The 23,834-nt window shown below is 33.0% G+C and carries 24 protein-coding genes and 1 pseudogene; 17 read left to right on the top strand and 8 right to left on the bottom strand.

Annotation, left to right across the window (positions count from 1 at the left end; all coding sequences use genetic code 11):
* Window positions 1-258: 258 nt before the first annotated feature.
* The 4 genes from IW18_RS16495 to IW18_RS16510 all read right to left on the bottom strand — a co-directional run bounded on the left by IW18_RS16495 (window position 259) and on the right by IW18_RS16510 (window position 7,062).
* Window positions 259-1,680, bottom strand: a complete 1,422-nt coding sequence (locus IW18_RS16495) for a TolC family protein (protein WP_041518974.1) — start codon at window positions 1,678-1,680, stop codon at window positions 259-261.
* Between the two features lie 15 nt (window positions 1,681-1,695).
* Window positions 1,696-4,833: an efflux RND transporter permease subunit gene (locus IW18_RS16500; protein ID WP_041518975.1), complete on the bottom strand. Its 3,138-nt coding sequence runs from the start codon at window positions 4,831-4,833 to the stop codon at window positions 1,696-1,698.
* Between the two features lie 27 nt (window positions 4,834-4,860).
* The gene (locus IW18_RS16505; RefSeq protein ID WP_041518976.1) at window positions 4,861-5,946 is read right to left on the bottom strand and encodes an efflux RND transporter periplasmic adaptor subunit; all 1,086 of its coding nucleotides are present in this window, start codon (window positions 5,944-5,946) and stop codon (window positions 4,861-4,863) included.
* Window positions 5,947-6,168: 222 nt separating this feature from the next.
* On the bottom strand, window positions 6,169-7,062 hold the full coding sequence (locus tag IW18_RS16510) for a helix-turn-helix domain-containing protein (protein ID WP_041518977.1): 894 nt from the start codon (window positions 7,060-7,062) through the stop codon (window positions 6,169-6,171).
* Window positions 7,063-7,455: 393 nt separating this feature from the next.
* On the opposite strand from IW18_RS16510, the gene IW18_RS16515 reads away from it, so the two are divergent.
* From IW18_RS16515 to IW18_RS16565, 12 genes are all read left to right on the top strand, one after another.
* Window positions 7,456-7,842, top strand: a complete 387-nt coding sequence (locus IW18_RS16515) for a TetR/AcrR family transcriptional regulator (RefSeq protein ID WP_041518978.1) — start codon at window positions 7,456-7,458, stop codon at window positions 7,840-7,842.
* 232 nt (window positions 7,843-8,074) lie between these two features.
* Window positions 8,075-8,704, top strand: a complete 630-nt coding sequence (locus tag IW18_RS16520) for a hypothetical protein (protein ID WP_131676008.1) — start codon at window positions 8,075-8,077, stop codon at window positions 8,702-8,704.
* A 60-nt stretch (window positions 8,705-8,764) separates the two neighbouring features.
* Window positions 8,765-9,592 (top strand): universal stress protein, encoded by an 828-nt coding sequence (locus tag IW18_RS16525; RefSeq protein WP_041518980.1) that lies wholly within the window; start codon window positions 8,765-8,767, stop codon window positions 9,590-9,592.
* A gap of 37 nt (window positions 9,593-9,629) precedes the next feature.
* On the top strand, window positions 9,630-10,679 hold the full coding sequence (locus tag IW18_RS16530) for a beta-ketoacyl-ACP synthase III (RefSeq protein ID WP_041518981.1): 1,050 nt from the start codon (window positions 9,630-9,632) through the stop codon (window positions 10,677-10,679).
* Window positions 10,680-10,815: 136 nt separating this feature from the next.
* Window positions 10,816-12,240, top strand: a complete 1,425-nt coding sequence (locus IW18_RS16535) for an amino acid permease (protein WP_041518982.1) — start codon at window positions 10,816-10,818, stop codon at window positions 12,238-12,240.
* Window positions 12,241-12,488: 248 nt separating this feature from the next.
* Window positions 12,489-13,277, top strand: a complete 789-nt coding sequence (locus IW18_RS16540; RefSeq protein WP_041518983.1) for an SDR family NAD(P)-dependent oxidoreductase — start codon at window positions 12,489-12,491, stop codon at window positions 13,275-13,277.
* Window positions 13,278-13,503: 226 nt separating this feature from the next.
* Window positions 13,504-14,310, top strand: coding sequence for a phytanoyl-CoA dioxygenase family protein (locus IW18_RS16545; RefSeq protein WP_041518984.1), 807 nt, complete (start codon window positions 13,504-13,506; stop codon window positions 14,308-14,310).
* A 154-nt stretch (window positions 14,311-14,464) separates the two neighbouring features.
* The gene (locus IW18_RS16550) at window positions 14,465-15,151 is read left to right on the top strand and encodes a CDP-alcohol phosphatidyltransferase family protein (protein WP_052480199.1); all 687 of its coding nucleotides are present in this window, start codon (window positions 14,465-14,467) and stop codon (window positions 15,149-15,151) included.
* Between the two features lies 1 nt (window position 15,152).
* The gene (locus IW18_RS16555) at window positions 15,153-15,584 is read left to right on the top strand and encodes a GtrA family protein (protein WP_041518985.1); all 432 of its coding nucleotides are present in this window, start codon (window positions 15,153-15,155) and stop codon (window positions 15,582-15,584) included.
* A gap of 226 nt (window positions 15,585-15,810) precedes the next feature.
* Window positions 15,811-16,389 (top strand): DUF4833 domain-containing protein, encoded by a 579-nt coding sequence (locus IW18_RS16560; RefSeq protein ID WP_041518986.1) that lies wholly within the window; start codon window positions 15,811-15,813, stop codon window positions 16,387-16,389.
* Between the two features lie 352 nt (window positions 16,390-16,741).
* On the top strand, window positions 16,742-16,897 hold the full coding sequence (locus IW18_RS23220) for a hypothetical protein (protein ID WP_165587338.1): 156 nt from the start codon (window positions 16,742-16,744) through the stop codon (window positions 16,895-16,897).
* Between the two features lie 78 nt (window positions 16,898-16,975).
* Complete coding sequence (locus IW18_RS16565) at window positions 16,976-17,488, top strand: PRC-barrel domain-containing protein (protein WP_041518987.1); 513 nt, start codon at window positions 16,976-16,978, stop codon at window positions 17,486-17,488.
* 253 nt (window positions 17,489-17,741) lie between these two features.
* On the opposite strand, the pseudogene IW18_RS16570 reads toward IW18_RS16565, so the two are convergent.
* Window positions 17,742-18,053 (bottom strand): annotated as a pseudogene (locus IW18_RS16570) (XRE family transcriptional regulator); the annotation flags it as partial.
* An 81-nt stretch (window positions 18,054-18,134) separates the two neighbouring features.
* Here IW18_RS16570 and IW18_RS16575 point away from each other — a divergent pair.
* The 5 genes from IW18_RS16575 to IW18_RS16595 all read left to right on the top strand — a co-directional run bounded on the left by IW18_RS16575 (window position 18,135) and on the right by IW18_RS16595 (window position 21,303).
* The gene (locus tag IW18_RS16575) at window positions 18,135-18,614 is read left to right on the top strand and encodes a DUF1203 domain-containing protein (RefSeq protein WP_041518988.1); all 480 of its coding nucleotides are present in this window, start codon (window positions 18,135-18,137) and stop codon (window positions 18,612-18,614) included.
* A gap of 307 nt (window positions 18,615-18,921) precedes the next feature.
* On the top strand, window positions 18,922-19,554 hold the full coding sequence (locus tag IW18_RS16580) for an NAD(P)H-dependent oxidoreductase (RefSeq protein WP_041518989.1): 633 nt from the start codon (window positions 18,922-18,924) through the stop codon (window positions 19,552-19,554).
* A gap of 28 nt (window positions 19,555-19,582) precedes the next feature.
* Window positions 19,583-20,017, top strand: coding sequence for a MarR family winged helix-turn-helix transcriptional regulator (locus IW18_RS16585; protein WP_041518990.1), 435 nt, complete (start codon window positions 19,583-19,585; stop codon window positions 20,015-20,017).
* 1 nt (window position 20,018) lies between these two features.
* The gene (locus IW18_RS16590) at window positions 20,019-20,441 is read left to right on the top strand and encodes an organic hydroperoxide resistance protein (RefSeq protein WP_041518991.1); all 423 of its coding nucleotides are present in this window, start codon (window positions 20,019-20,021) and stop codon (window positions 20,439-20,441) included.
* 169 nt (window positions 20,442-20,610) lie between these two features.
* A complete protein-coding gene (locus IW18_RS16595; protein WP_041518992.1) occupies window positions 20,611-21,303 on the top strand; it encodes a hypothetical protein in 693 nt (230 codons plus the stop codon).
* A gap of 226 nt (window positions 21,304-21,529) precedes the next feature.
* Here the strand turns inward: IW18_RS16595 and IW18_RS16600 are convergent, their stop codons facing one another.
* The 3 genes from IW18_RS16600 to IW18_RS16610 all read right to left on the bottom strand — a co-directional run bounded on the left by IW18_RS16600 (window position 21,530) and on the right by IW18_RS16610 (window position 23,319).
* Window positions 21,530-22,402, bottom strand: a complete 873-nt coding sequence (locus IW18_RS16600) for a hypothetical protein (protein WP_041518993.1) — start codon at window positions 22,400-22,402, stop codon at window positions 21,530-21,532.
* Between the two features lie 225 nt (window positions 22,403-22,627).
* The gene (locus IW18_RS16605; protein WP_041518994.1) at window positions 22,628-22,888 is read right to left on the bottom strand and encodes a hypothetical protein; all 261 of its coding nucleotides are present in this window, start codon (window positions 22,886-22,888) and stop codon (window positions 22,628-22,630) included.
* Window positions 22,889-22,890: 2 nt separating this feature from the next.
* Complete coding sequence (locus IW18_RS16610) at window positions 22,891-23,319, bottom strand: hypothetical protein (RefSeq protein WP_041518995.1); 429 nt, start codon at window positions 23,317-23,319, stop codon at window positions 22,891-22,893.
* Window positions 23,320-23,834: the final 515 nt, after the last annotated feature.

The following is a 23,834-nucleotide window of genomic DNA, read 5'->3' on the forward strand; positions in this document are numbered from 1 at the left end:
AAATATAAATTATTTCTTACAATTAAAATGTATTTATAAAACTATTCTTATTATTTAACAAAATCCAGTGAATTAAATAAAATAATGATAATAGAAAAATTAGCATGCAGAACAACCGATAACATTGATTCTGTAACAGCATTAAATGTTCTTTAGTTAAACTTTAAAAATCAAATAGTTATTAATAAAGATGGGAGAGAAGGAATTTGTATAAAAAAAAACTGCCGTCTGTAAAAGACGACAGTTTTTGTCATGGTTTTATTGCCATCCTCCGCCTAAGGATCTGTATAAAGTTGTTATGGCGTTGAGTCTTTGCGTTTTGATAGCTGATAACTCGAGTTCAGACTGAAGTCTGTTGGTTTGCGCTACAATAACATCAAGATAGTTGGCTTCGTTGTATTTGTACAGCGTTAAAGAATTAACTACTACGTGTTCTGTTCTTGTAACGAGAGCCTGAGCAATTATTTGTTGTTCTTCTAATTTTTGAATTTGCACCAGCGCATCCGAAACTTCGGCTACAGCAGTAAGTACAGTTTGCTTGAAATTTAATTCGGCTTGTTCTGAGCTTATTTTTGATTGTTCAAATCTGGTTTTCAATTGTTTTCCGCCAAGAATAGGCTGCATGATCGAACCCGCTGCCATGCCAAATAAAGATCCGGGAATCTCAAACCAATTGCTTGATTTAAAAGAATTCAAACCTCCCTGAGCCGTAATATTAAGAGCCGGATACATGCTCGTTTTGGCAACGTGTATTGTTGCAATCGATTTTCTAACTTCTAATTCTCTACTTTTTACATCTGGTCGTAAAGTTAAAATTTCTGAAGGATAACCAGAAGCTAACATTTCGGGAATTTCAATTTGATCTAGTTTTGCATGTCTTTCGATTCGGTTAGGCAATACGCCCGTTAGAATACTTAATGCGTTTTCCTGCATGTTGATAGAACCTTCTATTGCTGGTATGGTTTTTAGAATTTGATCTTTTGTAATTCCTTGTTGTTCAACAGCCAATGAAGTAATCATACCAAGTTCTTGCTGTTTTTTCAGGATTGTAAGAGTACTATCGGCAAATGATAAATTGCTACGCGTAATTTCAAGTTGTTTATCCAGCATTAACAGGTTATAATAACCGGTAACAACCTCAGAAACTAAACGAGTTTTTACAGCCTTGGCAGCTTCTTGGGTTTGCAAAAGGCTGTTTAGAGATTCTTCTTTAGCACCTTTAATTTTTCCCCAAATATCAGCTTCCCACGAAATATTGATCGAAGTGCTGTAGTCTTCAATATATTTTTGCCCTAAAAACTGTCCTAAAGAAAGTCCGTTTAAACTATTGTCTGACGGGCGCGAAATATTTGCCGATGCAACATTGGCGCTTACAGTTGGGACATTGCCCCATTTTGATTGACGGTATCCTAAAGAAGCAAATTCGATTTGTTTCAAAGCAACTTTCATATTGTAGTTGTTTTGTACTGCCTTGTCGATTAAATCGACAAGGACAGGATCTTTGAAAAAATCTTTGTAACTAATTCTGGCAATGTTACTTGTGCTGTCTTTCTGGACAGTTTCGTCATTTCTAAAAGTTTCAGGAATGTCAAGTGCCGGCTGCTTGTATTTTTGTACAGAACAGGAAACAATTAAGCCTGAAACTGTTGTGATGAAAATTATTTTTTTAAATGAATTCATTTCTTATTTTTTGAATTAGTATTCCCAATCTGCATCACTTACTTGTTTACCACTTAATCTTTCATGCAGATATTGAAAGACTACAAAAAGTACAGGCGTAATAAATATTCCAAGCACAGTTCCTATTAACATTCCAAAAATGGCAGCATATCCGATAGAATGATTTCCTAAAGCCGATGGTCCTACAACAAATATTAGCGGTAATAATCCTGTAATAAACGCAAGCGAAGTCATAAGAATAGGACGTAAACGTGCTTTTGCACCTTCGACCGCCGAGGCAATTAGACTTTTTCCTGCGTGACGTCTTTGTATGGCAAATTCGACGATCAGAATACCATTTTTTGCTAGTAATCCGATAAGCATTACCATGGCAATTTGAACATATATATTGTTGGCAATGTCTGCAAAAGAGATTCCGATAAAAACACCGCAAAGTCCAACAGGAATTGCAATAAGTACAGCAAGTGGCAAAATGTAACTTTCGTATTGCGCTGATAAAAGGAAAAACACGAAAATAAAACACAAGGCAAAAATAACGGCCGATTGCGAACTAGACGAACTTTCCTCGCGGCTCATTCCTTTGTAATCGTAGGTATAACCCGGAGGCAAAACTTGTTCGCTTACTTCTTTAATTGCCGCCATGGCTTGTCCTGTACTATAACCCGGTTTTGGCATTACGGTAAGATTGGCAGCATTAAACAAATTAAAACGATCGACTACCTCGGCACCGGCAGTGGCTTTTAAACTCACAATTGAATTTATAGGCACCATTTCGTTGTTATTGTTTTTAACAAAAATACTGTTTAGCGATTCCTTGTCTTTTCTGTTTTCCGGATTTGCCTGTACCAGTACACGATAGTATTTTCCAAAACGGGTAAAATCAGAAGATTGTATACTACCATAATAACCTTGCATTGCACTTAAAACATCAGCGACGCTTACGCCTAATTGTGCTGCTTTTGATTCGTCAACAAGAACTTCAAATTGCGGAAATCCTACATTAAAAGTGGTAAATGCAACGGCAATTTCCGGACGTTGCATTAAGGCCGCCATCATGCCGTAAGAGGTAGCGCCTAATTTTTGTAACTCGCCATTTGTACGGTCTTGTAGCACTAATTCCATTCCGCTGGTATTTCCAAATCCGTCAACAGTAGGAACATTTAGTACAAGGAAATTAGCTCTTTTGTCTTGAGATACAGTTGCCTGTATTTGTCCCATTACATCGTCTATTTTTTGAACTTTGCCTCGGTCTTTACTATTTTTTAATTTCACAAAGAAAGTTCCTGAAGAAGAAGATAATGAACCGCTAAACAAATTTAATCCGTCTACGGTAATTACTTTTTCGACCGCTGGATTTGCCATAAGTTTGTCTTCGACAGTATTAATAACTTTTCCTGTTCTGTCTTGAGAAGCACCAGGAGAAAGATTGGCTGTAACGATGATAAAATTTTGATCTTCGTCTGGAATAAAGGCTTTTGGCGTAGTCATAGACATCCAGATAAACAATCCTCCAAAAAGAAATATAATTAAGAATGCTACCCATTTTTTCTTTAGCAGAAACAATATTGATTTTGCATATCGAGTTGTTAATTTATCAAATCCGGCATTAAAGCCTGAGAAAAAGCGTTCTTTAAATCCTGTTTTTGCATGACTTGGATCGTGCGATTTAAGTAAAATAGCACAAAGGGCAGGGCTAAGCGTCAAGGCATTTACTGCCGAAATTATAATGGCAATTGCCAGTGTGATAGCAAACTGTTTGTAGAATAATCCTGTTGAACCTTCCATGAAAGCTACCGGAACGAATACCGCCGACATGATCAGTGTAATGGAGATAATCGCACCGGAGATTTCACTCATGGCAGACATGGTGGCTGCCTTGGCATTTAAACCTCTTTTTTCCATTTTGGCGTGCACGGCTTCTACAACCACAATGGCATCATCGACCACAATTCCAATCGCCAGCACTAATGCAAACAATGTTAAGGTATTGATGGAGAAACCAAAAAGCTGCATGAAAAAGAATGTACCCACAATAGATACAGGCACTGCAATTGCAGGAATAAGGGTAGATCTAAAATCTTGCAAAAAGATAAAAACGACAATAAATACAAGAATAAAGGCTTCAATTAGCGTGTGAATTACCTGGCTAACAGATAAATCCAGAGATTCTTTTGTTGCGTATGGAATATCGTACTTCATGCCTGGAGGGAATGATTTTTCTAATACTTTCATACGTTCTTGTATCGCAATTTGTACTTCGTTGGCATTAGATCCCGACATTTGAAAAATAGCCATTACAACACCGGCTTTTTTGTTGTATTTAGAAGATACAGCATAATTATAAGCTCCAAATTCTACTTTTGCAACATCTTTTAGACGCAGGATCGATCCGTCGCTTTTGGCTCTTATAACAATATTTTCATATTGAGCAGGCTCCGTAAATTTACCTTTGTAACGCATTACGTACTCCATCGATTCATCTGTTCGCTCTCCAAATCTTCCAGGAGCGGCTTCCATATTTTGAGATTGAATAGCACGAGAAACATCGGCAGGAGCAAGATTATATGCTTTTAATTTTGCAGGATCAAGCCATACACGAATAGAGTAATCTTTATTTCCATATGCCATTGCATCTCCAACACCTTTAACACGTTTAAGTTCCGGAAGGACATTGATTTTGGCATAATTTTCTAAAAACAAATCGTCGATTTTACCATCTTCACTACTTAAAGTAATCATGGCCATCATACTATTTTGTCTTTTTAGAGTAGTAACTCCGGCCTGAACAACTTCGGCAGGAAGCTGATTGGTAACTTGCGAAACTCTGTTTTGTACATTTATGGCTGCTTGGTCAGGATCTGTTCCTAATTTAAAAATAACGGTAATAGCCAGCGTACCATCATTACTGGAAACAGAATTAATATAATCCATGTTTTCTACACCATTAATGGCATTTTCTAACGGAGGAGCCACAGATCGCCCAATAGTTTCTGCATTGGCTCCCGGATAAGTAGCCATAACCGTTACAGTAGGAGGCGCAATATCTGGGAATTTTGTGATAGGAAGTCCAGTCATTCCCACAATACCCAGTATGACCAGCAATAGCGAAATTACTGTTGCAAGCACAGGTCTTTTTATGATTGTTTTTAACATGTTGTTGTTTTTGAGAATAATTAAAAATTATTTTGCTGCATTTTTTTGAGCGATTACAGAAGCGCCCGCTTGTAGTCTGTCAAATCCGGAAACGATATAAGTATCACCAGCCTGAAGCCCTTTTGCAATAACATAGTTTGTACCTGATTTTCCAGAAACCTCAACAGGAATTTGTATGGCTTTGCTTTTCGCATCTACTGTAAACACAAATATTTTGTCCTGAACCGCAATTGTAGAAGCAATAGGAAGAAGTACAGCATTGTTATTGTCCTGCTGTATAATAATCTTGCCCGTATTACCACTTCTTAAAACGGTTTTTGGATTGTCGAATTTGGCTCTTAAAGTTATAGAACCAGTCGTTTTATCAAATTGTCCGTCAACGGCATCAATTTTTCCGGGAAGCTCATACTTATCTCCATTTGAGACAAGAAGTTCAACTTTTGGTCCACTTTTAATGATGTTTTTTCCGGGATATTGCTGCTGAAAAGTATTAAAATCATTTTCGCTCATACTGAAATAAGCATTCACTTTTTGGATGTCAGATAAAAGTGTTAGCGGAGCTGTATTTGTAGGCGCAATCAAACTTCCCATTCGATATCCAATTCTACCAATATAACCGCTTACAGGCGCTTTTATCGTGCAGAAATTCAGATTTATTCTTGCTGATCCTACTTGTGCCGCAGCGGCTTGATAAACGGCTTGCGCTTGTTCAACCTGAAGATTAGAAACTATTTTGCTTTTTGCAAGTTCCTTTTTTCTGTCAAGTTCAATTTTGGCAGTAGTTAGATTGGCCTGAGCAGTATTGTATTGCTCTCTGTAAATGCTGCTTTCTATTACAAAAAGCGTTTGTCCGGCTTTTACATAGGCACCGTCGTCAACAAGAATTTTTTGTAAATATCCAGAAATCTGCGGGCGAATTTCGACATCAGAAACACCTTCTATGCTTGCAGTGTATTCTTTTTGAGTGGTCACTTTTCCACTAACAATAGTTGCCATAGGAAGTTCTATAGGGCCTTGTTGCGCACCCTGATCTTGATTGTTTTTACCGCATCCTTCCAAAAGAAAAAGAGCAGAAAAAAGTACTGAAAACGTGAAAATGGAGTATCGGTTCATTGATTTTTTTAATTAGAAATTTAATAATCGGGTGCAAATTTCGATTAAAAAAGATCATGAAAAAAAACCAGAAGACGCCTATATTTGTCTAAAAGTCGCCTATTTTAAAACATTTAAAGCAGGCTTGCTATCCTATAATAATAGGGTAATGTATGATTTTAAGAACTTTAAGTTAGTAATATAAATGAAGTGTATGTCTAAAAGGCTTTTGTGTTTTAGATTTTAGTAGAGATCGTCTTTTTTGTAGTCGGATGGAGTTTGTCCGGTGTGTTTTTTAAAAAATTTGCTAAACACAGATTGATCAGAAAACTTAAGTTCTGTTGCCGCGTCGCTTACCGAAGTATTATAATTTCGTAATAATATTTTGGCCTCGGTAACCAATAAATGATTAATGATTTCTCGGCTGGATTTAAGCATTGTTTTCTTTATCATTTTACTAAGATATTTTCGGGTAACAAAAAGACTGTCAGCGTAAAACTGTACATCATGATGCTCTTTATAGTTTTCTCGTAAAAGCTCAAAAAATCGGGTAGTTAAATCTTCTCCTCGAGGTGTTGTAGGGCGGACAATTTCAATTTTCCTAAAATAGTTGTCTATTTCATAAATAAGAAGCGAAAAGGAATGCCAGATTAATTCGTTGAAATAATAGTTTTTATTTTCGGCATCGTTTAAAGATTCCAGTTCATCGAGATAAAATTTTAATCTTTTAAATAAGGCTATTTCATTATTGATAATTATGGCAGGATTACTCGAAATACTTTTTAATATGTCGTTTGAACGGTAATTAAAGCCGGCTTGAGTTATAAAATTAGTAGTAAATAGAATGTATTTGGCCTTATAATCATCAGAAATATGGTCGATTATAAATGTTTCAGAAATAGGCGAAAAAAGCACATCATTTGCCTCAACTCTCGATTTATTGTCGTTTACTTTGTAGGTACAAAAACCTTCTTCAATTAATACAAGAGAGAAAAAATCTGCCTTATGTGGCATATTAAGTTCTATATTGTAATTAGTACTGTCCATCGAACAAACAACATATTCTCTCGTAATTAAATCGGTTTTTACTTGATTTATAAGCTCTTCAAGAGTCAGATTATAAACTTGATTATCCATAGTATAGCAAAGAAATTAATCAATCAAAAAAAAAATATTCAGCATGTCTGTTTAAGAAACTACTTGATGTAAGAAATACAGCTATTTTAATGCTAACAGTGCCGAAGTAATAACAGATTTGCCTGTTTGTGCAATAGTACAATAAAATATCATTTTACTGAAATTCTACGGCAAAGTTAAAATAAAGCGACAAATAAACTAATCTTGGCGTTGAATCGACCTTTTTGATTGCCGTTTATAGAAATATCTTTGTAGAATTATCGCCATGCAAATTTAGCTTTTAGATCGTGTAGGAATAAAAAATATTCTTTTTTTCAATTCATAAACGCCTTAATTAAGTTATCGCTTTTTCATTAAAAGCAAATGCAAAACGGTAATTAAACTAGTGTAGTAATGAAAAGCAAACAACAAGAAATTATCGAGATTGCCTCTTTACTTTTTTCTGAAGAAGGAATTAAGAAAACCTCGGTAGATATAATCAGTCAGCATTGTGGGATATCCAAAAAAACATTCTATCAATATTTTCGAGATAAAGAAACTATTGTAAAAGATGTTGTTATAAATGCCTTGAGCAAGATTGATAATTATATTAAAACATTATTAGAGATTGCCAATGATGCAATAGCTGAACTCATTAATTTTTTGAAGTTTTTACAGGCTAATGTTGCTGTGTTTACACCCATTTTTATAAGTGATCTTTTAAAGTTTTATCCAACGGTAAATGATGATCTCTTAAAATACAGAACCACTAAGTTTTTGCTTTTTTTATACAAAATGTAGACAAGGGTATACTGGAAGGATGTTACAGGAAATCAGTAAATAGTAAACTTACGGGCGAACTCTATTTTAAACAAATAGATATTGCGCTTGAAGATGATTCTATAGCTGTCGTGGAGAAAAATAATATTTTGTCGTATATCAATAGTTTTTTTCTTCATGGAATTGTGAATAGAGTTGGAGCAAATATTTTGTTTCCATGTTTAAAAGAGGAACATTGTTAAAACTTATAATGATGAAAGCTGAAAAAACGATAAGAAACCATATTGAAGAAATTAGACAACAAAAAATTATAGCCGCATCTAGATTCTTTTTTAAACAAAAAAATTATGCGAGTCATAAAGTTTGGGATGTAAGAAAGGAAAATGACGGCAGTGCATTGTTGACAAATTACTATTTTAACAATAAGCAAAAAGTTCTTCAAAAAGTGATCGTACAAAATACTATTATGCTTTTTAATGTTCTGGCTCCGGTTCTCAATAGTAGAGAAAAAACCGTTATTCAAAAAATAGAGTTTATAGTATTGGCCTATATTGATTTACTGCTAGAAAAACCAGATTTTGCTGCTTTTATCCTGAATGAATTATTATCAGATTCCAGTAAAATAGATGTCATTGCAATTAAGCGGGAATATTTGCTGAATTCTTATTTTATGATGCAAATTTTAGAACTTAAAAAAGAGAGCAAGAATAAATTTAATCCAGTACAGCAAATTTTAAATCTTATTGGAATGATTCTCTTACCATTGGCGACCGTTAAACGCTTTGCAAATTCAGAAATTACAGAAAACAGGCGATACCTTGTTTTGCTTGAAGAAAGAAAAAAAATGCTTCCGCTATGGACATCTTGTATGTTTCAGCAATAAGCATTTTTATCTCGACTTTATTAAAAAATCTAATTATCAAATTACTTAAATATTATAGTTATGAATTCACCATTATCAATAATTGCTGCAACAAATTTTTCAGACACAGCAACAAATGCTGTTACATATGCTGCCGGACTAGCTCAGGCAATAGGAGCAAAACTTATTTTATTCAACTCTTTTACTTTATCGATACACAGTTCAAATTCAAGGATTTCGGCCGAAGGAATGCAAAAAGAATTAGAGACTGCAACATGGAAACTTAATTCTTTAGGAAAAGAGCTTAGTACTTTGTTTAATATCGAAGTAGAAAGTTTTTGCAGTTATTCTTTTTTAGAAGATCAGCTTGTACATCTTATCGAAAAAAATAAGTCAGAACTAGTAGTTATGGGAATGGCAGAACGTTCGCTTGAGCAAGAATTATTAGGAAATAAAACAACTTCGGTAATTAAGAATCTAATTATACCAGTATTAGCAGTTCCGGCAAATGTTGCTTTTAAAAGCGCCAAAAAATTCCTTTTTGCTTCAGATAATTTAAGTTTAACAACCATCGAAAAATTTAAATGGTTTATGGAGATTGTAGAAAAATTGCAGTCAGAAGTAGAATTTTTTAGTGTTGATGAAAAAGTAGAAGAACTCGTTCAGGAGCAAGGAATTTTAAACAATACAGATCCAGAAGCTTTTGAAAAGGTAAGGTTTGTTTATAAAAGTGTCAGATCAAATTCAGTTGTAAATGAAATAAAACAAGAAATTAAAAATTACAATGCCGATATTTTGGTAATGGTACCGCAAAAATATGGATTCTGGGACTCACTGGTTCATATTAGTAAAACCAGAATAATGGCAGTTGGTTTGGATATTCCACTATTATCACTTCCTAATTTTTAAATAAAAAAACACGTATAATTTAGATATAAAATTACAAATGAATGCAGCAATTACGGCTATCGGTGGATTTGTTCCAACTTTAGCCCTTACTAATAAAGATATTTCTAAGATGGTTCAGACTACTGAAGACTGGATTGAGAAAAGAACGGGAATTAAGGAAAGAAGAATTGCTTTTGAAAGTGAGCAGGCTACTTCGGACTTGGCAACGGCTGCAATTGAAAATCTTCTGCAGTGCTATGATGTTGACAAAACAGAAATTGAAGGATTAGTGTTGGCTACAGCAACTCCGGATCATCTTTTGGCTCCTACAGCGAGCAAAGTATGCGAAAAAAGCGGTCTTATTAATGCCTTTGGAATTGATGTTAATGCTGCTTGCAGTGGGTTTTTATTTGCAATGGAAATGGCAACTGCCATGATACAAAGCGGACGTTATAAAAAGATTCTGGTTGTTGGGGCAGATAAAATGAGTTCGATTGTAGATTATGAAGACCGTAATACTTGTATTCTTTTTGGCGATGGTGCAGGAGCAATTCTTTTAGAACCCGATAAAGAAGAATACGGAGTAATGAAAAGCATTTTAAGAACTGATGGCAGCGGAACAGAATCTTTATTGGTAAGAGCCGGAGGTTCAAGATTTCCCGCCAGTATGCGAAGCATATTACACAAACAGCATTTTATAAATCAAGATGGCGCATTTGTATTTAAAAAAGCTGTAGAATCGATGAGTGTGGTTTGTGAAGAGGTTCTAAAAACTAATGATTTAGAAACAGAAAATATTGACTGGGTAATTCCACATCAGGCAAATTTGAGAATTATCAAGGCCGTAGGTCAAAATCTAAATATTGCAATGGATAAAGTAAAGGTTAATATTGAAAAATTTGGCAATACAACCTCAGCAACAATTCCGTTATGTTTATGGGATTTTCAAAATGACTTTAAAATTGGACAAAACATTCTCATCACGACTTTTGGAGCAGGATTTTCTTGGGGTGCAACTTGCTTAAAATGGGGAGTTATGAGAGAAAAAAGGAATACTGATGTATCGCATGCCAACAATAATCTTTTATATGAAATGATAGAAAACTAGATAAATCGACCGCTCTTTTTAGCTTAAAAGGAGAATCTCTTACGGGATAAATTCCTTTTTTAACTTATCTTCTTTTAACTTATCTTCGCGGTTTATACATTTGTGAGTACATTTTACTCATTTAAAAATTTAATTTGTGAAGAATAAACAGGAAGTCGTAGAAGAGAATCAGCTTAAACGCGGGTTGACTAATCGTCACATTCAGTTAATTGCCTTAGGCGGATCAATAGGAACAGGTCTTTTTCTTGGTATTGGTCCAGCGGCTGTATTAGCAGGTCCATCAGTTATTTTGGGATATGCTATTGCCGGAATTATTGCCTTTTTTATTATGAGACAACTTGGCGAAATGGTTGTCGAAGAACCGGTATCAGGAAGTTTTAGTCATTTTGCTTATAAATATTGTGGCTCTTTTGCGGGTTTTGCCTCAGGTTGGAATTATTGGATTTTATATATTTTGGTTAGTATGGCCGAACTTACTGCCATTGGTGTATATGTGCAGTTTTGGTGGCCCGAAATTCCGCTATGGGCATCCAGTTTGTTTTTCTTTTTGGTTATAAATGCATTGAATTTTGCCTCGGTAAAAGTGTACGGAGAAACTGAATTTTGGTTTTCAATTATAAAAGTTGTTGCAATTATTGCAATGATTCTTTTTGGTATTTATTTGCTAATAAGTGGAACAGGAGGAGAGCACGCTACGATTCATAATTTATACAACGATGGAGGCTTTTTTCCAAAAGGTTTCTTTGAAAAAACGGCAACAGGCGATTTTCAGGGATTGTTATCGGCAATGGCTCTAATTATGTTTTCCTTTGGTGGTTTAGAACTAATTGGAATTACTGCCGCTGAGGCCGAAAATCCGGAAAAAAATATTCCAAAAGCAACCAATCAGGTTATATATAGAATTCTAATATTTTATGTTGGAGCATTGGTAATTTTATTTGCTTTGTCGCCTTGGCAACAAATTACGACAGATAGTAGCCCGTTTGTAATGGTTTTCCAAAATTTAAACGGAATGGAATTTGAGCTTTTTGGGCACAAAATATTTTTTACAAGCCTTATTGCTAATGTGCTTAATTTAATTGTATTAACCGCAGCTTTATCTGTATACAATAGTAGCGTATACAGCAATTCTCGTATGTTGTATGGTTTAGCAGATCAAGGTAATGCACCTAAGTTTTTAATGAAGTTAAACAAACAATCAGTACCCATTAATGCTATTTTAATTTCATCGTGCTTTGCGGCGATTTGCATTTTAATAAACAAAGTAATTCCAAAAGAAGCTTTTAGTATTTTAATGTCTTTAGTAGTATCTACACTAATTATCAATTGGGTTATGATTTCGTATACACATCTACAATTCAGACTTTCTAAGGATAAAGAAAACACAAAAACGAAGTTTCCATCCTTATTTTATCCCGTAAGTAATTATATCTGTTTTGTATTTTTATTGGGTATTTTAGCCATCATGTGGATGACAAATATGAAATTATCTGTAGAGTTAATTCCAATTTGGTTGGTGATTCTATTTGTATTTTACAAAGTTTTTAAAGCAAAAAAATAGGTAAGTCATATATATTATTTACAGGCATTGATTTCAAATTTTAGTTGATTTCAATGCCTTTTTTAATGTTATGTATTTGTTTTTAGTACTGATAATTTGGTCGAATAATTGGCTTAAAAGTACAATCTGCCTGCTTAAAAGAGGAAGATTGTAAGAAAGACGAATAGCAAGGAAGGGGAGAACCATTATGTACATTGCACCCAACAGTTTACAATTAATCTTTATATTTGATTTATTAAATAAATAAAATGAGCGAAAAAACGAAACCGTATGCCTTAATAACTGGCGCCAGCAAAGGCATTGGAAAATCTATTGCTTATGAATTGGCTAAACAGGGATATCCACTATTGCTTGTTGCAAGAAGTGAGGACGAACTAAAAGCATTATCTGATGATCTTAAAGTTAAATACGGCACCAATGCATCTGCCTTATCGATTGATCTTTCGATAAATGACGCGTCGCTAAAAGTAACCGATTGGATAAAAAAGAATAACTATCCCGTTGGCATTTTAGTTAACAATGCCGGTTATGGTGTTTGGGGCGATTTCAGTCAGTCTTCTCTAAGCGATCAGCTTGGTATGATGCAACTTAACATGAATGTAGTGGTTGAACTTTCGCATTTATTAATACCTATACTTTCACAACAAAAAGAAGCTTATATTTTAAATATATCGAGTACTGCTGCATATCAGGCTGTACCTACGTTGGCTGTTTATTCGGCTACAAAGGCTTTTGTTTTATCGTTTACGCGCGCTTTGCGTTTTGAACTTGCACAAACTTCAATCTCAGTAACTTGTTTTAGTCCAGGCCCGGTCGATACGGGTTTTGCTGCAAGAGCAGGTTTAAATGCTTTTAGCAAAATGGCTGAAAAGTTTAATATGCAGCCTGATGAAGTTGCAAAAATGGCAGTAAAAGCCATGTTCAGCAAAAAATCAGAAGTTATTCCGGGTTTTACAAATATCATTTCGGTGTATGCCAATCGTATACTACCAAAGGGATTCATCGAAAAAACGGCAGCAGGAATTTATAAAATTTAATTTTTTTTCGAAAAAAAATAAAAAATAATTTTTGGAAAAGAGAAAATATATATTATGTTTGTATTAAATTCTACTAATCCTATAGAGTATGTCAAATAAAAGAAAAAATAGATTTAATTTTCCTAAAGATCGAATGCACGCAAATATGCGAATGTGCTGTTGTTGCTGTTGCTAGACTTTTAGAAAATTACAAACACTATTATTTCATTTATTAAATATATTTATCATGGTATCTTCTTATAAAACATTTACCCTTACTGAGCAATTGACTAATGAGCAAATTTCCTTTTTTAACGAACATGGCTTCATTCATTTCAAAAAATTTATAAATCCGGAAACGGTTTCATCCATCATTGATGCCTCGAAACAAGTAGAGCAAAATTGGATTGAAAACGATCTTCAAAAAGTAAATGGTGTTCCTATTAAATACGGCAAAGATTTAGATGGCGCAGCTATAGTACAACGTTTTGCTTTTATCAATCAACATCATCAAACCTTAAGCGGTCTTTTACTTGATCCAAGATTTAATGCTTTACTACCGTTAGCAGGCGACGACGCAAGATTAGGTACGGAAGAAAAAGACGGAATGGTTTTTAATCACTACATCAATGGCCCTGAAAGTAAGTTTACTAAAATGGGCTGGCATACAGACGGTTTAAGAGACATTTTTTATGGTGGAAAATTAAACCCAATGCTAAATGTGGGTATTCATTTAAGCACTTTAAAACCCGAAAACGGTGGTCTTAAAATCATTCCGGGTACTCACAAACAAAGTATTTATCAAATGCTTTTTCGTAAAAAATACTTTTTAGATAATAAACCCGACTCAGAGGAGGTTTCTATCAATCCGGAAGCTGGAGATTTAACCATTCACGATGGTCGTTTGTGGCACAGAGTTGCAGAATCTTCTATTCGTGGCGAAGAAAGTAGAAGAAGGGTTATTTATGTTCCAATTATAGCAGGAAAATATGCTCCTAAAAATGAGAACAGCCCAACGGTTTTTTATCAACGTTTTGCAGGTATTGTTAAATAATTATGCTAATTATCCTCGCATTTAGTTATCTGGTTAGATCAGGTAAGCTAAAAAGTACCTCAGATTTTTTTAAAAATACACATAGAAAAATAAAACTAAAAACTGCAAAATTAGAATTGGCTATACTATCTGGCTTACAAATATTGGGCTAATAATGGGAAAGGAAACACAGCTTGAAGCGTATAGCGCAATTGCACAAAGAACATTTTCAGACCGTAAGCGTACTAATATTTTAAAAGAGGCAGAACAGATTACGATTGTATTTTTGCTCCCAAAGGTGCCAAATTTCATTTCGCCAAACTTACTCACCTTAATAGGTACGCTTGGTTCGGGATTGGTTTTTCTCGCTTTTGTTTTAGGAACTTATGTAACAAATTGGTATTTGCTTTTGGGAATTATTGGTTTGGTTATAAATTGGTTAGGCGATTCTCTTGATGGAAGATTAGCCTACTATAGAAATATTCCGCGTCGCTGGTATGGTTTTGCACTCGATATTATTGCCGATTGGATTGGTATTGTACTAATAGGTTTTGGCTACTACATTTATGCTAAAAATGGCACACAAATAGTAGCCTTTGCTTTTGTAGCCTTGTATGGCTGGTCTATCATCATTAGCCAGTTGCGCTACAAAATTACAAATGAATACAGTATAGATTCCGGCTTTGTTGGCCCAACAGAACTTCGATTTATTATTGCTTTAATTTTAATTCTGGAAGTTTTATTTCAGGGATCAATAACCTATTTAGCAGGCTTAATCACTATTGTTCTATTTATAATCAATACCATAGATAGCTTCAAACTTTTGAAGCAGGGCGATTTGAAAGATAAAAACCAAGACTGAAATGTTCAGGAAAAAGTCTATTTATACTTTTCTACAAGCACAAGTTGCAGCATTTGTGGGCGGCATTACCGATTATGCTTTAATGATTTTACTAACAGAAGTCTTTCAATTGCATTTTACTTTTTCTATTCTAATCTCTGGAAGCGTTGGCGCAATTGTCAATTTTAGCATCAATAGATTTTGGGTATTTAAAAATCAATCGGGTTATAGCAGCCGCATCAATAGTCAGCTTTTTAAGTTTGCGTTGGTTGTATTAGGAAGTATTTCCTTAAAATCATTTGGTACGCTTATTTTGCAAAAAGTATTTCAAATAGATTACAGAATCGGAAGATTAATCACGGATAGTTTTGTTTCTTATGGGTTTAATTATCCACTTATTAAATATTGGGTTTTTAAAACAAACGAAAAACAAAATGTAACCGAATCAAACTAATCTTTTGGTTGTAAATCAAAAAAAGTAATTAAACACATAGTCCCGAAGCCTCGGGATAGATTTTAGATGTGTAAAAAGAATATAAAAAAAGAAACTAGTTTCTTTACACATAGCTATGTTTGTTTTAAACAAGTGAAACGCCTTTTTTAAGCGTTCTGCATCTATCCCGAGGCTTCGGGACTATGTGTTAAAATAATGCACAACACTTCATATAAATATTTCGGTTATGAACAAATTATCATTAAAATATTTCACAAAATCACTAATCGTTACAACGATCTTAGTAACTATAGTTTCTGGAAATCTATTGGCACAATCTAAAAATCCGTCGCCATTAAATTTTCCTACGCCAAAAAATATAGATAATATGCTATTTTATATTCAGCGAGACCCAAATACAAATACTGCTATTTATGCCATAAACTATCAGGAAAATGGAAAAATAGACAAAAGCAATCCTATAAAAGCGTATTGGATTCGATATGCCGAGAAAGGAGAGAAGAAGGATTTTAATTATATGCAACGCAAATTTGCCTACGGAATAGAAAGCAAAACGGTAAATAATGAGGAATTTGAACTTCAATTTGTATCGTATAAAAAATTGCCCTTAACCTTAAAAAAGATAGATTCCGATCAAAAATACCATGTTTTTGTAAGTGTAAATCAGAAAAGAATACAAGTAGAAAAAATATTTGTACGCATTGAAGGAGGTTCTTTTTGGCTGCCAAATGTAAAATATGCCGAAGTTACTGGAATTGATGCTTCTTCAAATAAATTAATTACTGAGAGGATGTTACTTAAATAAAATTCTTTATATCAGTGATTAAAAGCCTTTCGACTTAGGATATATTTGTTCTGTTCAAGTTGTGTATTAGAATTAGAAAGCTTCTCTTTTCACTACATTTTTTATGCTAAAAGATTATTCATTGCATTTTAGCGACTTTGCTTTTACATCATTCTTAAAAAACAATTATCTCGAAGATATTATCATTAAAAACATAACAAGTATCTTATAGTCAGGTTGTAGTGTTTTTTAGGAAACAAATCTACTGGGAATTTTGTAACATCCTGCTGAAATTAAATACTTCGTAGTCTCTCCTCATTTGTACCTTTAATATTGTTATTAAAACTATTATAAAATCAAAAAATATTAAGTTATGGCAGAAATTAAAATTGAGAAGAAAAAACCAGTATGGCCGTGGATTGCGTTATTACTGGTTATCGGAGGACTTATATATTACATCTATTTTGTGGACCATGAAACTCATACCGAAAGCAATGTAGAAATCGAAAATACTACAAGTGCAAAATAGAACACAATGAATGGGAATTACGAAAGTTAAACCCAGCCGAAAAGTGAATATGAATGCATACAATTAAAACAAGAAATTATGGAAAATAAACATAAAAATTTATACAGGTTAGACGAACTATCTGATTATAAAATAGCATCAAATTATTCCGATGTAAGAGGATGGAAAATAGTTGATTCTGATAATCAAACTATAGGCGAAATTGATAATTTATGGGTGAATAAAGACATGCAACGTGTTATTTATCTTGATGTTAAACTAGATAAACGATTGTTAGAGGATAGCCGTAACGAAGTTAGAGATGTTATAGCAAATGACAATGGTAAAGAGTTTATTTATAAAGAAGGAGCCAGTCATATTATTATACCAATAGGATCGGTAAGTATAAATAAAGACACCAAAACTGTTATGGCGAACACTTTAGGATATGATACCTTTAGAAACACTAACAGATATGATAGACAGCAGAATTTTGACAGGGAATATGAAAGAAAGGTAATGAATTCTTACTATCCTCAAAATAATCCTGATTCTGCATATTACAGTGACGATGATTCCTTTTACAACCGTAGAGAATTTGACAATAAATAATACTTTGTCAGATTTCCTATAAAGTATTGAATTTATAAAACGATGATGGAAATGCAAATTATCGAACTGAAAAAATATTGGAAGGGAATGGAAAATCATGATTACGATCTAGTAAAAAATCTTACCTCAGATCTCCAAAGAGTTCTAATGAAAAGCTTTGAATATCTTCTGACTTCGCACCCGAAAATAATGTTATAAAACAAAATAGAGACTCGAAAGTCTCTATTTTGTTTTAATATATCTATACAAATAATTATTTATTGATCAATTTTTCAAGCCTCACCATCATTTCATCTTTCTCTTTCAATATACGCTCGTACAAAGCAATTTTTTCATCATATAATTGAACAATTTTGTCAATTGGATTAAATGTACAATGTGGGTTAACTGCATTTAATGTTGATGTATCATTACTTGTAAAAGTATTAGAAATAATACTTATCGCTTGTTCCTCATCAAAATTCTGAAAAGCTTCCACAGGAATTTTTAATACTGCCGAAATTTGTTTCAAGAGTTTGTCTTCAATTACATCTTTCTGCTCCAGCAAGAAAATTTTCTTTTGGTTGGGGTTTTTAATTGAGCAAGAAACGGATTTTTAATAAGAGAACCAGAATATAAATTTGTTTTGATTTAAAATATAAAAAACATGAAAAATTTTAAAATTGTTCCGTTGTCTAAAGAGTTTGCAAGACAAATTCGGGAAACAAAAAGTGATAATTTTGGTAATCAAGTTTACGAGCAATTAGCAACAGGAAAAGGACCGTGTCGAGTTTCATTGAAACCATTTAATGTTAATCAGGATATTCGCTTGGTTTTTGCTTATAGTCCTTTTTCAGAGCGCAATGCTTTTAATCAATCCGGACCAATATTTATTCATAAAAACGAAGTAGAGCAATATTCGGATATTTACAATTTTCCCGCAGAAATCAAAGCAGATAAAGAAAACTTCCCTTTATCGCTAATTGGCTATAGCAAAGAACAAAAAATGATTTTTACTAAATTAGTGGGTAATGATGATATCGATTTATTAATTGCTGAAATCTTTGAAACAAAATGTGATGTCGAATATCTTCATGCAAGAAATTCAGAGGCCTGTTGTTTTATTTGTAAAATAGAAAGGGTATAGCTCTATACTTTTTAAATCTGAAATTACTGATAATTGGTTTATTTTTTATAAGGTGTAATCGATTCATTATAAATTAGTTATTAATGTATCTTTAAAGTTCATTGGGAAATTTATCAAGTAAAATAATAAGACAATTATTTTACATTTTGACTCCATAGCGGTTTGTATATATGGTAAAGGATTGTTAAAAGAAAATATATTTCCAGCAATTAAATTGTGCGCAATTTAATTATTTTATACATTTGCACTGTTATCTTTATTTAAAAAGATCTAAGAATTAGTTTTTTAATTTATAAAATAAGAAGAAATGTCATTAATAGAAGATTTAAACTGGAGACATGCCGTAAAAGCATATGACTCAACAAAAAAAGTATCAGAAGAAGATTTAGATAAAATTTTAGAAGCGGCTAGATTAGCTCCAACTTCATCAGGTTTACAGCCTTTTCGTGTGATTGTTGTTGAAAATCAGGAATTAAAAGAGAAGATGGTAAAAGGTGCATTAAATCCTGAAGTTATGAGAGATTGTTCTCATGTACTGGTTTTTGCAGCGTGGGACAGTTACTCTAATGAGAAAATCGATAAAGTTTATGATCATCATACTGACGTAAGAGAATTACCAAGAGGTCGTTTTGGTAGTTACACAGATCAGATTAAGCAAATCTACGGAGCTCAAACTCCTGAGCAGCATTTTGCACACACAGCAAGACAAACTTATATTGCATTAGGTTTGGCAATGGCACAGGCGGCCGAACTCAAAATTGATTCTACTCCGGCTGAAGGTTTTAGCAATGAAGTCGTAGATGAGATTTTGAATCTCAAGGAATTAGGGTTGAAAAGCGTTACACTTTTATATCTTGGTTATAGAGATACAGAAAAGGACTGGCTATCTCAAATGAAGAAAGTAAGAATTCCTATGGAGGAATTTATCATCAGAAAATAATTTTTACTTTATTTTTTTCCATTAGATTATGAAAGATAACCATTCGCTCCAATTGGGAAACCAGCTTTGTTTTCCGCTTTACGTTATTTCAAAGGAAGTTATCGGTTTGTACCGCCCATTTCTTGATGAACTTGATATTACCTACCCGCAGTATCTTGTGATGATGGTGCTTTGGGAGAAAGATGGAATGACTGTAAATCAAGTTGGCGAAAAACTGTTTCTCGACAGCGGTACATTAACACCGCTACTGAAAAGACTTGAAATTAAGGGTTTTATCATCAGAAAAAGAAAAAAAGAAGATGAAAGAGTAGTTGAAGTTTTTTTAGCTGATAAGGGAAGAAATTTGCAGCAGAAAGCGTGTGAAATTCCTTCAAAAATGCAGAAAAAACTAAATTTAACAACAGAAGATTTATTAGAACTAAAGGAAACTGTTGAGAAAATTTTAAATAAAATTCAAAAATAAAATGAAAACATTATATACAACAAGTGTTACTGCAAAAGGCGGAAGAAACGGACAGGTTAAAAGCGAAAACGGAATTTTGAACCTTGAGGTAAGAATGCCGAAAGCTTTAGGCGGAGCTAATGATGATTTTACCAATCCGGAAATGCTTTTCGCAGCAGGATATGCAGCGTGTTTTGACAGTGCACTGAATTTGATTATCAGTAAATCTAAAATTAAAGCCGGTGAAACTTCAGTAGCTGCAAAAGTAAGCATCGGGCAGAATGAAGATGGTGGTTTTGGTCTTGCAGCAGAACTCGATGTGAATATTCCAGGAGTTTCTATTGAAGAAGCTCAGGAATTAACTGAAAAAGCGCATCAAATTTGTCCTTATTCAAATGCTACAAGATCCAACATTGAAGTTAAGCTCTCTGTGACCAATAACTAATATTAATTTCTTCAAACTATAAAAATCTGCTTCTTTTGATGCAGATTTTTTTTGATTTAAAAAACGACTGTAAGATCTGTTTATACGACATATTATTTTTAGTGTTCTCATTCAAAAAGCTAAATTTGCAAGTAAAAAATAATATATTAAATTTTAAATAAATCATTAAATGAAACTTAAAGCGATAAAAAAAAGTAAGGTTCAAAGTATTCCTAAATTTATGATTGAAAAGCTTCGGTTTAATTCAATATTTTTCGTCAGCGGTTTGCTATTTAACATTACATGGTGCATCTCTTTATTAATTACGCATGCTATAGAGTTTTACATCATTGGGCTCTCTGCTTTTTTACTGATTATAAATGGTGGCTGCGAGATTTTTTTCTCGCTTGCCAATAAAAGAAAATTAGAAGCATGGGGATTGTTTATACAATCTGGAATTTTTACAATAATTACTGGAGTATTAATTTTATTTGACCTTGTAAATATTGTAAATGTAAATGAAGTTCTGTTATCTTACTTTTTTATAGCTGGTTTCTTTAATCTCATATTGGCAGGTTCGCTGGTGCAATACGGAATGATAGACTGGAGCCGTTTTAGGAATCTAAACTGGGTTGTGATTTTATTATCGGCATCAGCTTTATTGATGCTTGTAAGTGATTGTGGAGATGCAGATATACTGCTTGGTATTACTTCTGTTTTGTTTGGATGTGGAAGAATGGTTTTAACGGCTAATTTTTCAGAATTAAATACCTTTTCGGATAAAGTAAGCAGGGAGATCTATGAAAAAATTGATGGTGTGAAAATAGAATATTTTGAAGCTTTGGAGAAGAATTGGGACGCTGACAGAAATCTGTTTCTCTAAGTGTAATTTTTAGTAGATATAATCTCCTTGTATTTTAAGAACTTTCTCAAAAATCTTAAATATTCATTGGTAATTTTCAAGAATTTTACAAGATTACTGAAAGCTCAAACACGAACAATTAAGTATAAAAAATCCCATTTCGTAAGAAATGGGATTTTTTTTTGACTCTTATCGAACAATTTACAATATAGTGTTAATTTAAACAGAAGAAAGATCGTCTATTTTATTAATGGTATTTTATTTTGATTAATTTTTTCTGCTTATGATTGTTTTCCGTTTTTATTTCTGTAGGCAATTTTTGTTCATTATAAACTATGAAGCTTGTGTTTTCACTATCCCTCAAATATTCATTTATTTTAGCGTTTTTGCTTTCAATACTATTATTTTCATTTACAAAATCGGTATAAAAATCAAATAACGGAGGCTGACATACTAATGAGGTAATGAAATATTTGTCACCAAACATATTATAAGCGATAATTTTGTTTACACTTTCGCTGTTGTCAAATTTATAATCGACAGAGTGATTAAATTTAGAAGGGCTTTCTTGTTCTATATTAATCATGTTTCCATTTTGCATGATGTATTTATAGCTTCCTTCGTTGGTAGTTTTTTTTAAGATATTACCTTTCATTTCAAAAGTGTTTTTTTGGACATATTTACTATTGTCAATGTTGCCAGAAAAATCAATATTTCCAGAAGAGCTCTCCACTATATAATGATTAGCATCTTTAATATTATAAGTAATTACTGTTTTACCCCAAGGTTTAAAATTTGATGCACCATTTTTTTTCCCCGTTCTTATAATTCCTATTAAATAACCATTGTCATTATACGTGTAATAAACATCCTGAATATCACCATCATTGTATGTATTCGATTCTTTTTCTAACAACCCTTTTTGATTATATGAAAAATAGGTTGGCAATTTTTTCTCGACATTTTTTGAGACTAATTTACCGTTTTCAAATTTATAAGATGTAGTTTCTGTTTCACTATAATAATTGCTAATTTCTTCTATAGATTCAATTTGTGGTTTGTTTTTTTGACAATACGCTATTGAAGAAATTAATAAAATAAGGAGTAAAGTTTTTTTCATGTTTTACGATGTTTTATAATAAATGGTAGTTAATGTATTGTTAAATAGGGTCTTACGTTAAATTAAGGTCATTCTTCGAATTTGGCAAATCATCCCAAATACAAAACCAACTTTCATTAAGCCTATTGCTCAAATCCGTTGTAGCATCTATTACTAGCTGTTGAATTATTAACTTGTCATCTTTGTTATCATTTCTGACAAATAACTTATCTCGCGAAATTTATCTTAGTCATTAATTTCAATCGGAAAACTGTTATTAAATTCTTTGTCTTCCACTTTTATATATGGTAATAAGTAGACTAGCTCAACTAAACCTCTATCAGTTGTTACTTCGTCTTCTCCAGCTTCAAATCTTGCCCTATTCACAGTTGCTCGCAAAGGATACCAATTCTTTCCATATAAAAAGGATCTAACAATTCCATTGTTGAATTCCAGTAATCCGTCATTACAAGTTTGAATAGCGGAGTTCAAATTTTCTGCTGTCATTTTTAAAATAATTTATCATTAAATTCAATTACAATAACTATCAATCCAGTAATAAAAGCACATAAAAAAGTCACAGCTTGCCAAATAAAATAGTTATAAGTTCTTTCCCCAAGTATTTTTGCTTCTTCACGATCATTTTCAATTCCATTTCTTTGATTAGTTTCCCTTTTACGAGCAATCTGAGCCGTAAGCTTAAAGTCTTCCAATCTATTAAGCATTACAAATATTCCCAAACCTGTAGAAACAATAATTAATAAAAAGGATGCGCAAATAAAGAACTTCTGATAATTGTTTAAGATCTCGCAATCACTTAAAAATTTCGAATAAAATCCTAATAGCGCTACATTTAAAAGAATCAAAAGATTATTGGCAAATCCTAATTGTGTAATTCTAATATTTTGCCATCTTATGTAGCTTTCATTTTCAGCCATTCGTCTTATTTATTATGAGTTCGAGAAATTGCTAGTAACTAATTTATACCAGCCATAAAATGAGATCAATACGATTTTTTTTTAGCTGGCTTTGTGCAATTATAATCTAGCGAATATATGAATAATAAACTAATCTTTTAGGGATGTAGCAATAGCGATGAATCAGTTATTTTAGTTCTGTCACTGTTTTTAGTATAATTGAAATCAGATAATTGCCTATAAGCATTAAAGTTTTTTTATTGTAATTCTATTTGGTTGCGTCCACACTTGTGTTGCCTTTAATAGAATTCACCCCAGAGCTGTTTGCTTTTCTTCCTGACTGCTATTTATCCATCTTACCCCAATTGCTTCCCATTTTGTTTTTTATCAAAGACCCTGTATGCTTTTGTTTTATTTCAGGAGCAAAGGTAGTCCGTGTCCTTGAGCAAAAGCAAGGCCGGGCCTTTCAGGTCTTGCCAAAAAATCTCCACCCATCCGGGTTGTATTTTTTGCCAGAGCCTTGCTTTTGCCGGACA

It is taken from the genome of Flavobacterium hibernum, assembly GCF_000832125.1.
In the GTDB taxonomy this organism is placed as follows: domain Bacteria; phylum Bacteroidota; class Bacteroidia; order Flavobacteriales; family Flavobacteriaceae; genus Flavobacterium; species Flavobacterium hibernum.

Coding starts and splice junctions, on each gene's coding strand:
- IW18_RS16575 (WP_041518988.1), top strand. CDS start 18,135: ATGAAAAATTTTAAAATTGTTCCGTTGTCTAAAGAGTTTGCAAGACAA.
- IW18_RS16550 (WP_052480199.1), top strand. CDS start 14,465: ATGGGAAAGGAAACACAGCTTGAAGCGTATAGCGCAATTGCACAAAGA.
- IW18_RS16540 (WP_041518983.1), top strand. CDS start 12,489: ATGAGCGAAAAAACGAAACCGTATGCCTTAATAACTGGCGCCAGCAAA.
- IW18_RS16510 (WP_041518977.1), bottom strand. CDS start 7,062: ATGGATAATCAAGTTTATAATCTGACTCTTGAAGAGCTTATAAATCAA.
- IW18_RS16590 (WP_041518991.1), top strand. CDS start 20,019: ATGAAAACATTATATACAACAAGTGTTACTGCAAAAGGCGGAAGAAAC.
- IW18_RS16610 (WP_041518995.1), bottom strand. CDS start 23,319: ATGGCTGAAAATGAAAGCTACATAAGATGGCAAAATATTAGAATTACA.
- IW18_RS16525 (WP_041518980.1), top strand. CDS start 8,765: ATGAATTCACCATTATCAATAATTGCTGCAACAAATTTTTCAGACACA.
- IW18_RS16530 (WP_041518981.1), top strand. CDS start 9,630: ATGAATGCAGCAATTACGGCTATCGGTGGATTTGTTCCAACTTTAGCC.
- IW18_RS16495 (WP_041518974.1), bottom strand. CDS start 1,680: ATGAATTCATTTAAAAAAATAATTTTCATCACAACAGTTTCAGGCTTA.
- IW18_RS16600 (WP_041518993.1), bottom strand. CDS start 22,402: ATGAAAAAAACTTTACTCCTTATTTTATTAATTTCTTCAATAGCGTAT.
- IW18_RS16515 (WP_041518978.1), top strand. CDS start 7,456: ATGAAAAGCAAACAACAAGAAATTATCGAGATTGCCTCTTTACTTTTT.
- IW18_RS23220 (WP_165587338.1), top strand. CDS start 16,742: ATGGCAGAAATTAAAATTGAGAAGAAAAAACCAGTATGGCCGTGGATT.
- IW18_RS16565 (WP_041518987.1), top strand. CDS start 16,976: ATGGAAAATAAACATAAAAATTTATACAGGTTAGACGAACTATCTGAT.
- IW18_RS16500 (WP_041518975.1), bottom strand. CDS start 4,833: ATGTTAAAAACAATCATAAAAAGACCTGTGCTTGCAACAGTAATTTCG.
- IW18_RS16605 (WP_041518994.1), bottom strand. CDS start 22,888: ATGACAGCAGAAAATTTGAACTCCGCTATTCAAACTTGTAATGACGGA.
- IW18_RS16505 (WP_041518976.1), bottom strand. CDS start 5,946: ATGAACCGATACTCCATTTTCACGTTTTCAGTACTTTTTTCTGCTCTT.
- IW18_RS16580 (WP_041518989.1), top strand. CDS start 18,922: ATGTCATTAATAGAAGATTTAAACTGGAGACATGCCGTAAAAGCATAT.
- IW18_RS16545 (WP_041518984.1), top strand. CDS start 13,504: ATGGTATCTTCTTATAAAACATTTACCCTTACTGAGCAATTGACTAAT.
- IW18_RS16520 (WP_131676008.1), top strand. CDS start 8,075: ATGAAAGCTGAAAAAACGATAAGAAACCATATTGAAGAAATTAGACAA.
- IW18_RS16595 (WP_041518992.1), top strand. CDS start 20,611: ATGAAACTTAAAGCGATAAAAAAAAGTAAGGTTCAAAGTATTCCTAAA.
- IW18_RS16555 (WP_041518985.1), top strand. CDS start 15,153: ATGTTCAGGAAAAAGTCTATTTATACTTTTCTACAAGCACAAGTTGCA.
- IW18_RS16560 (WP_041518986.1), top strand. CDS start 15,811: ATGAACAAATTATCATTAAAATATTTCACAAAATCACTAATCGTTACA.
- IW18_RS16585 (WP_041518990.1), top strand. CDS start 19,583: ATGAAAGATAACCATTCGCTCCAATTGGGAAACCAGCTTTGTTTTCCG.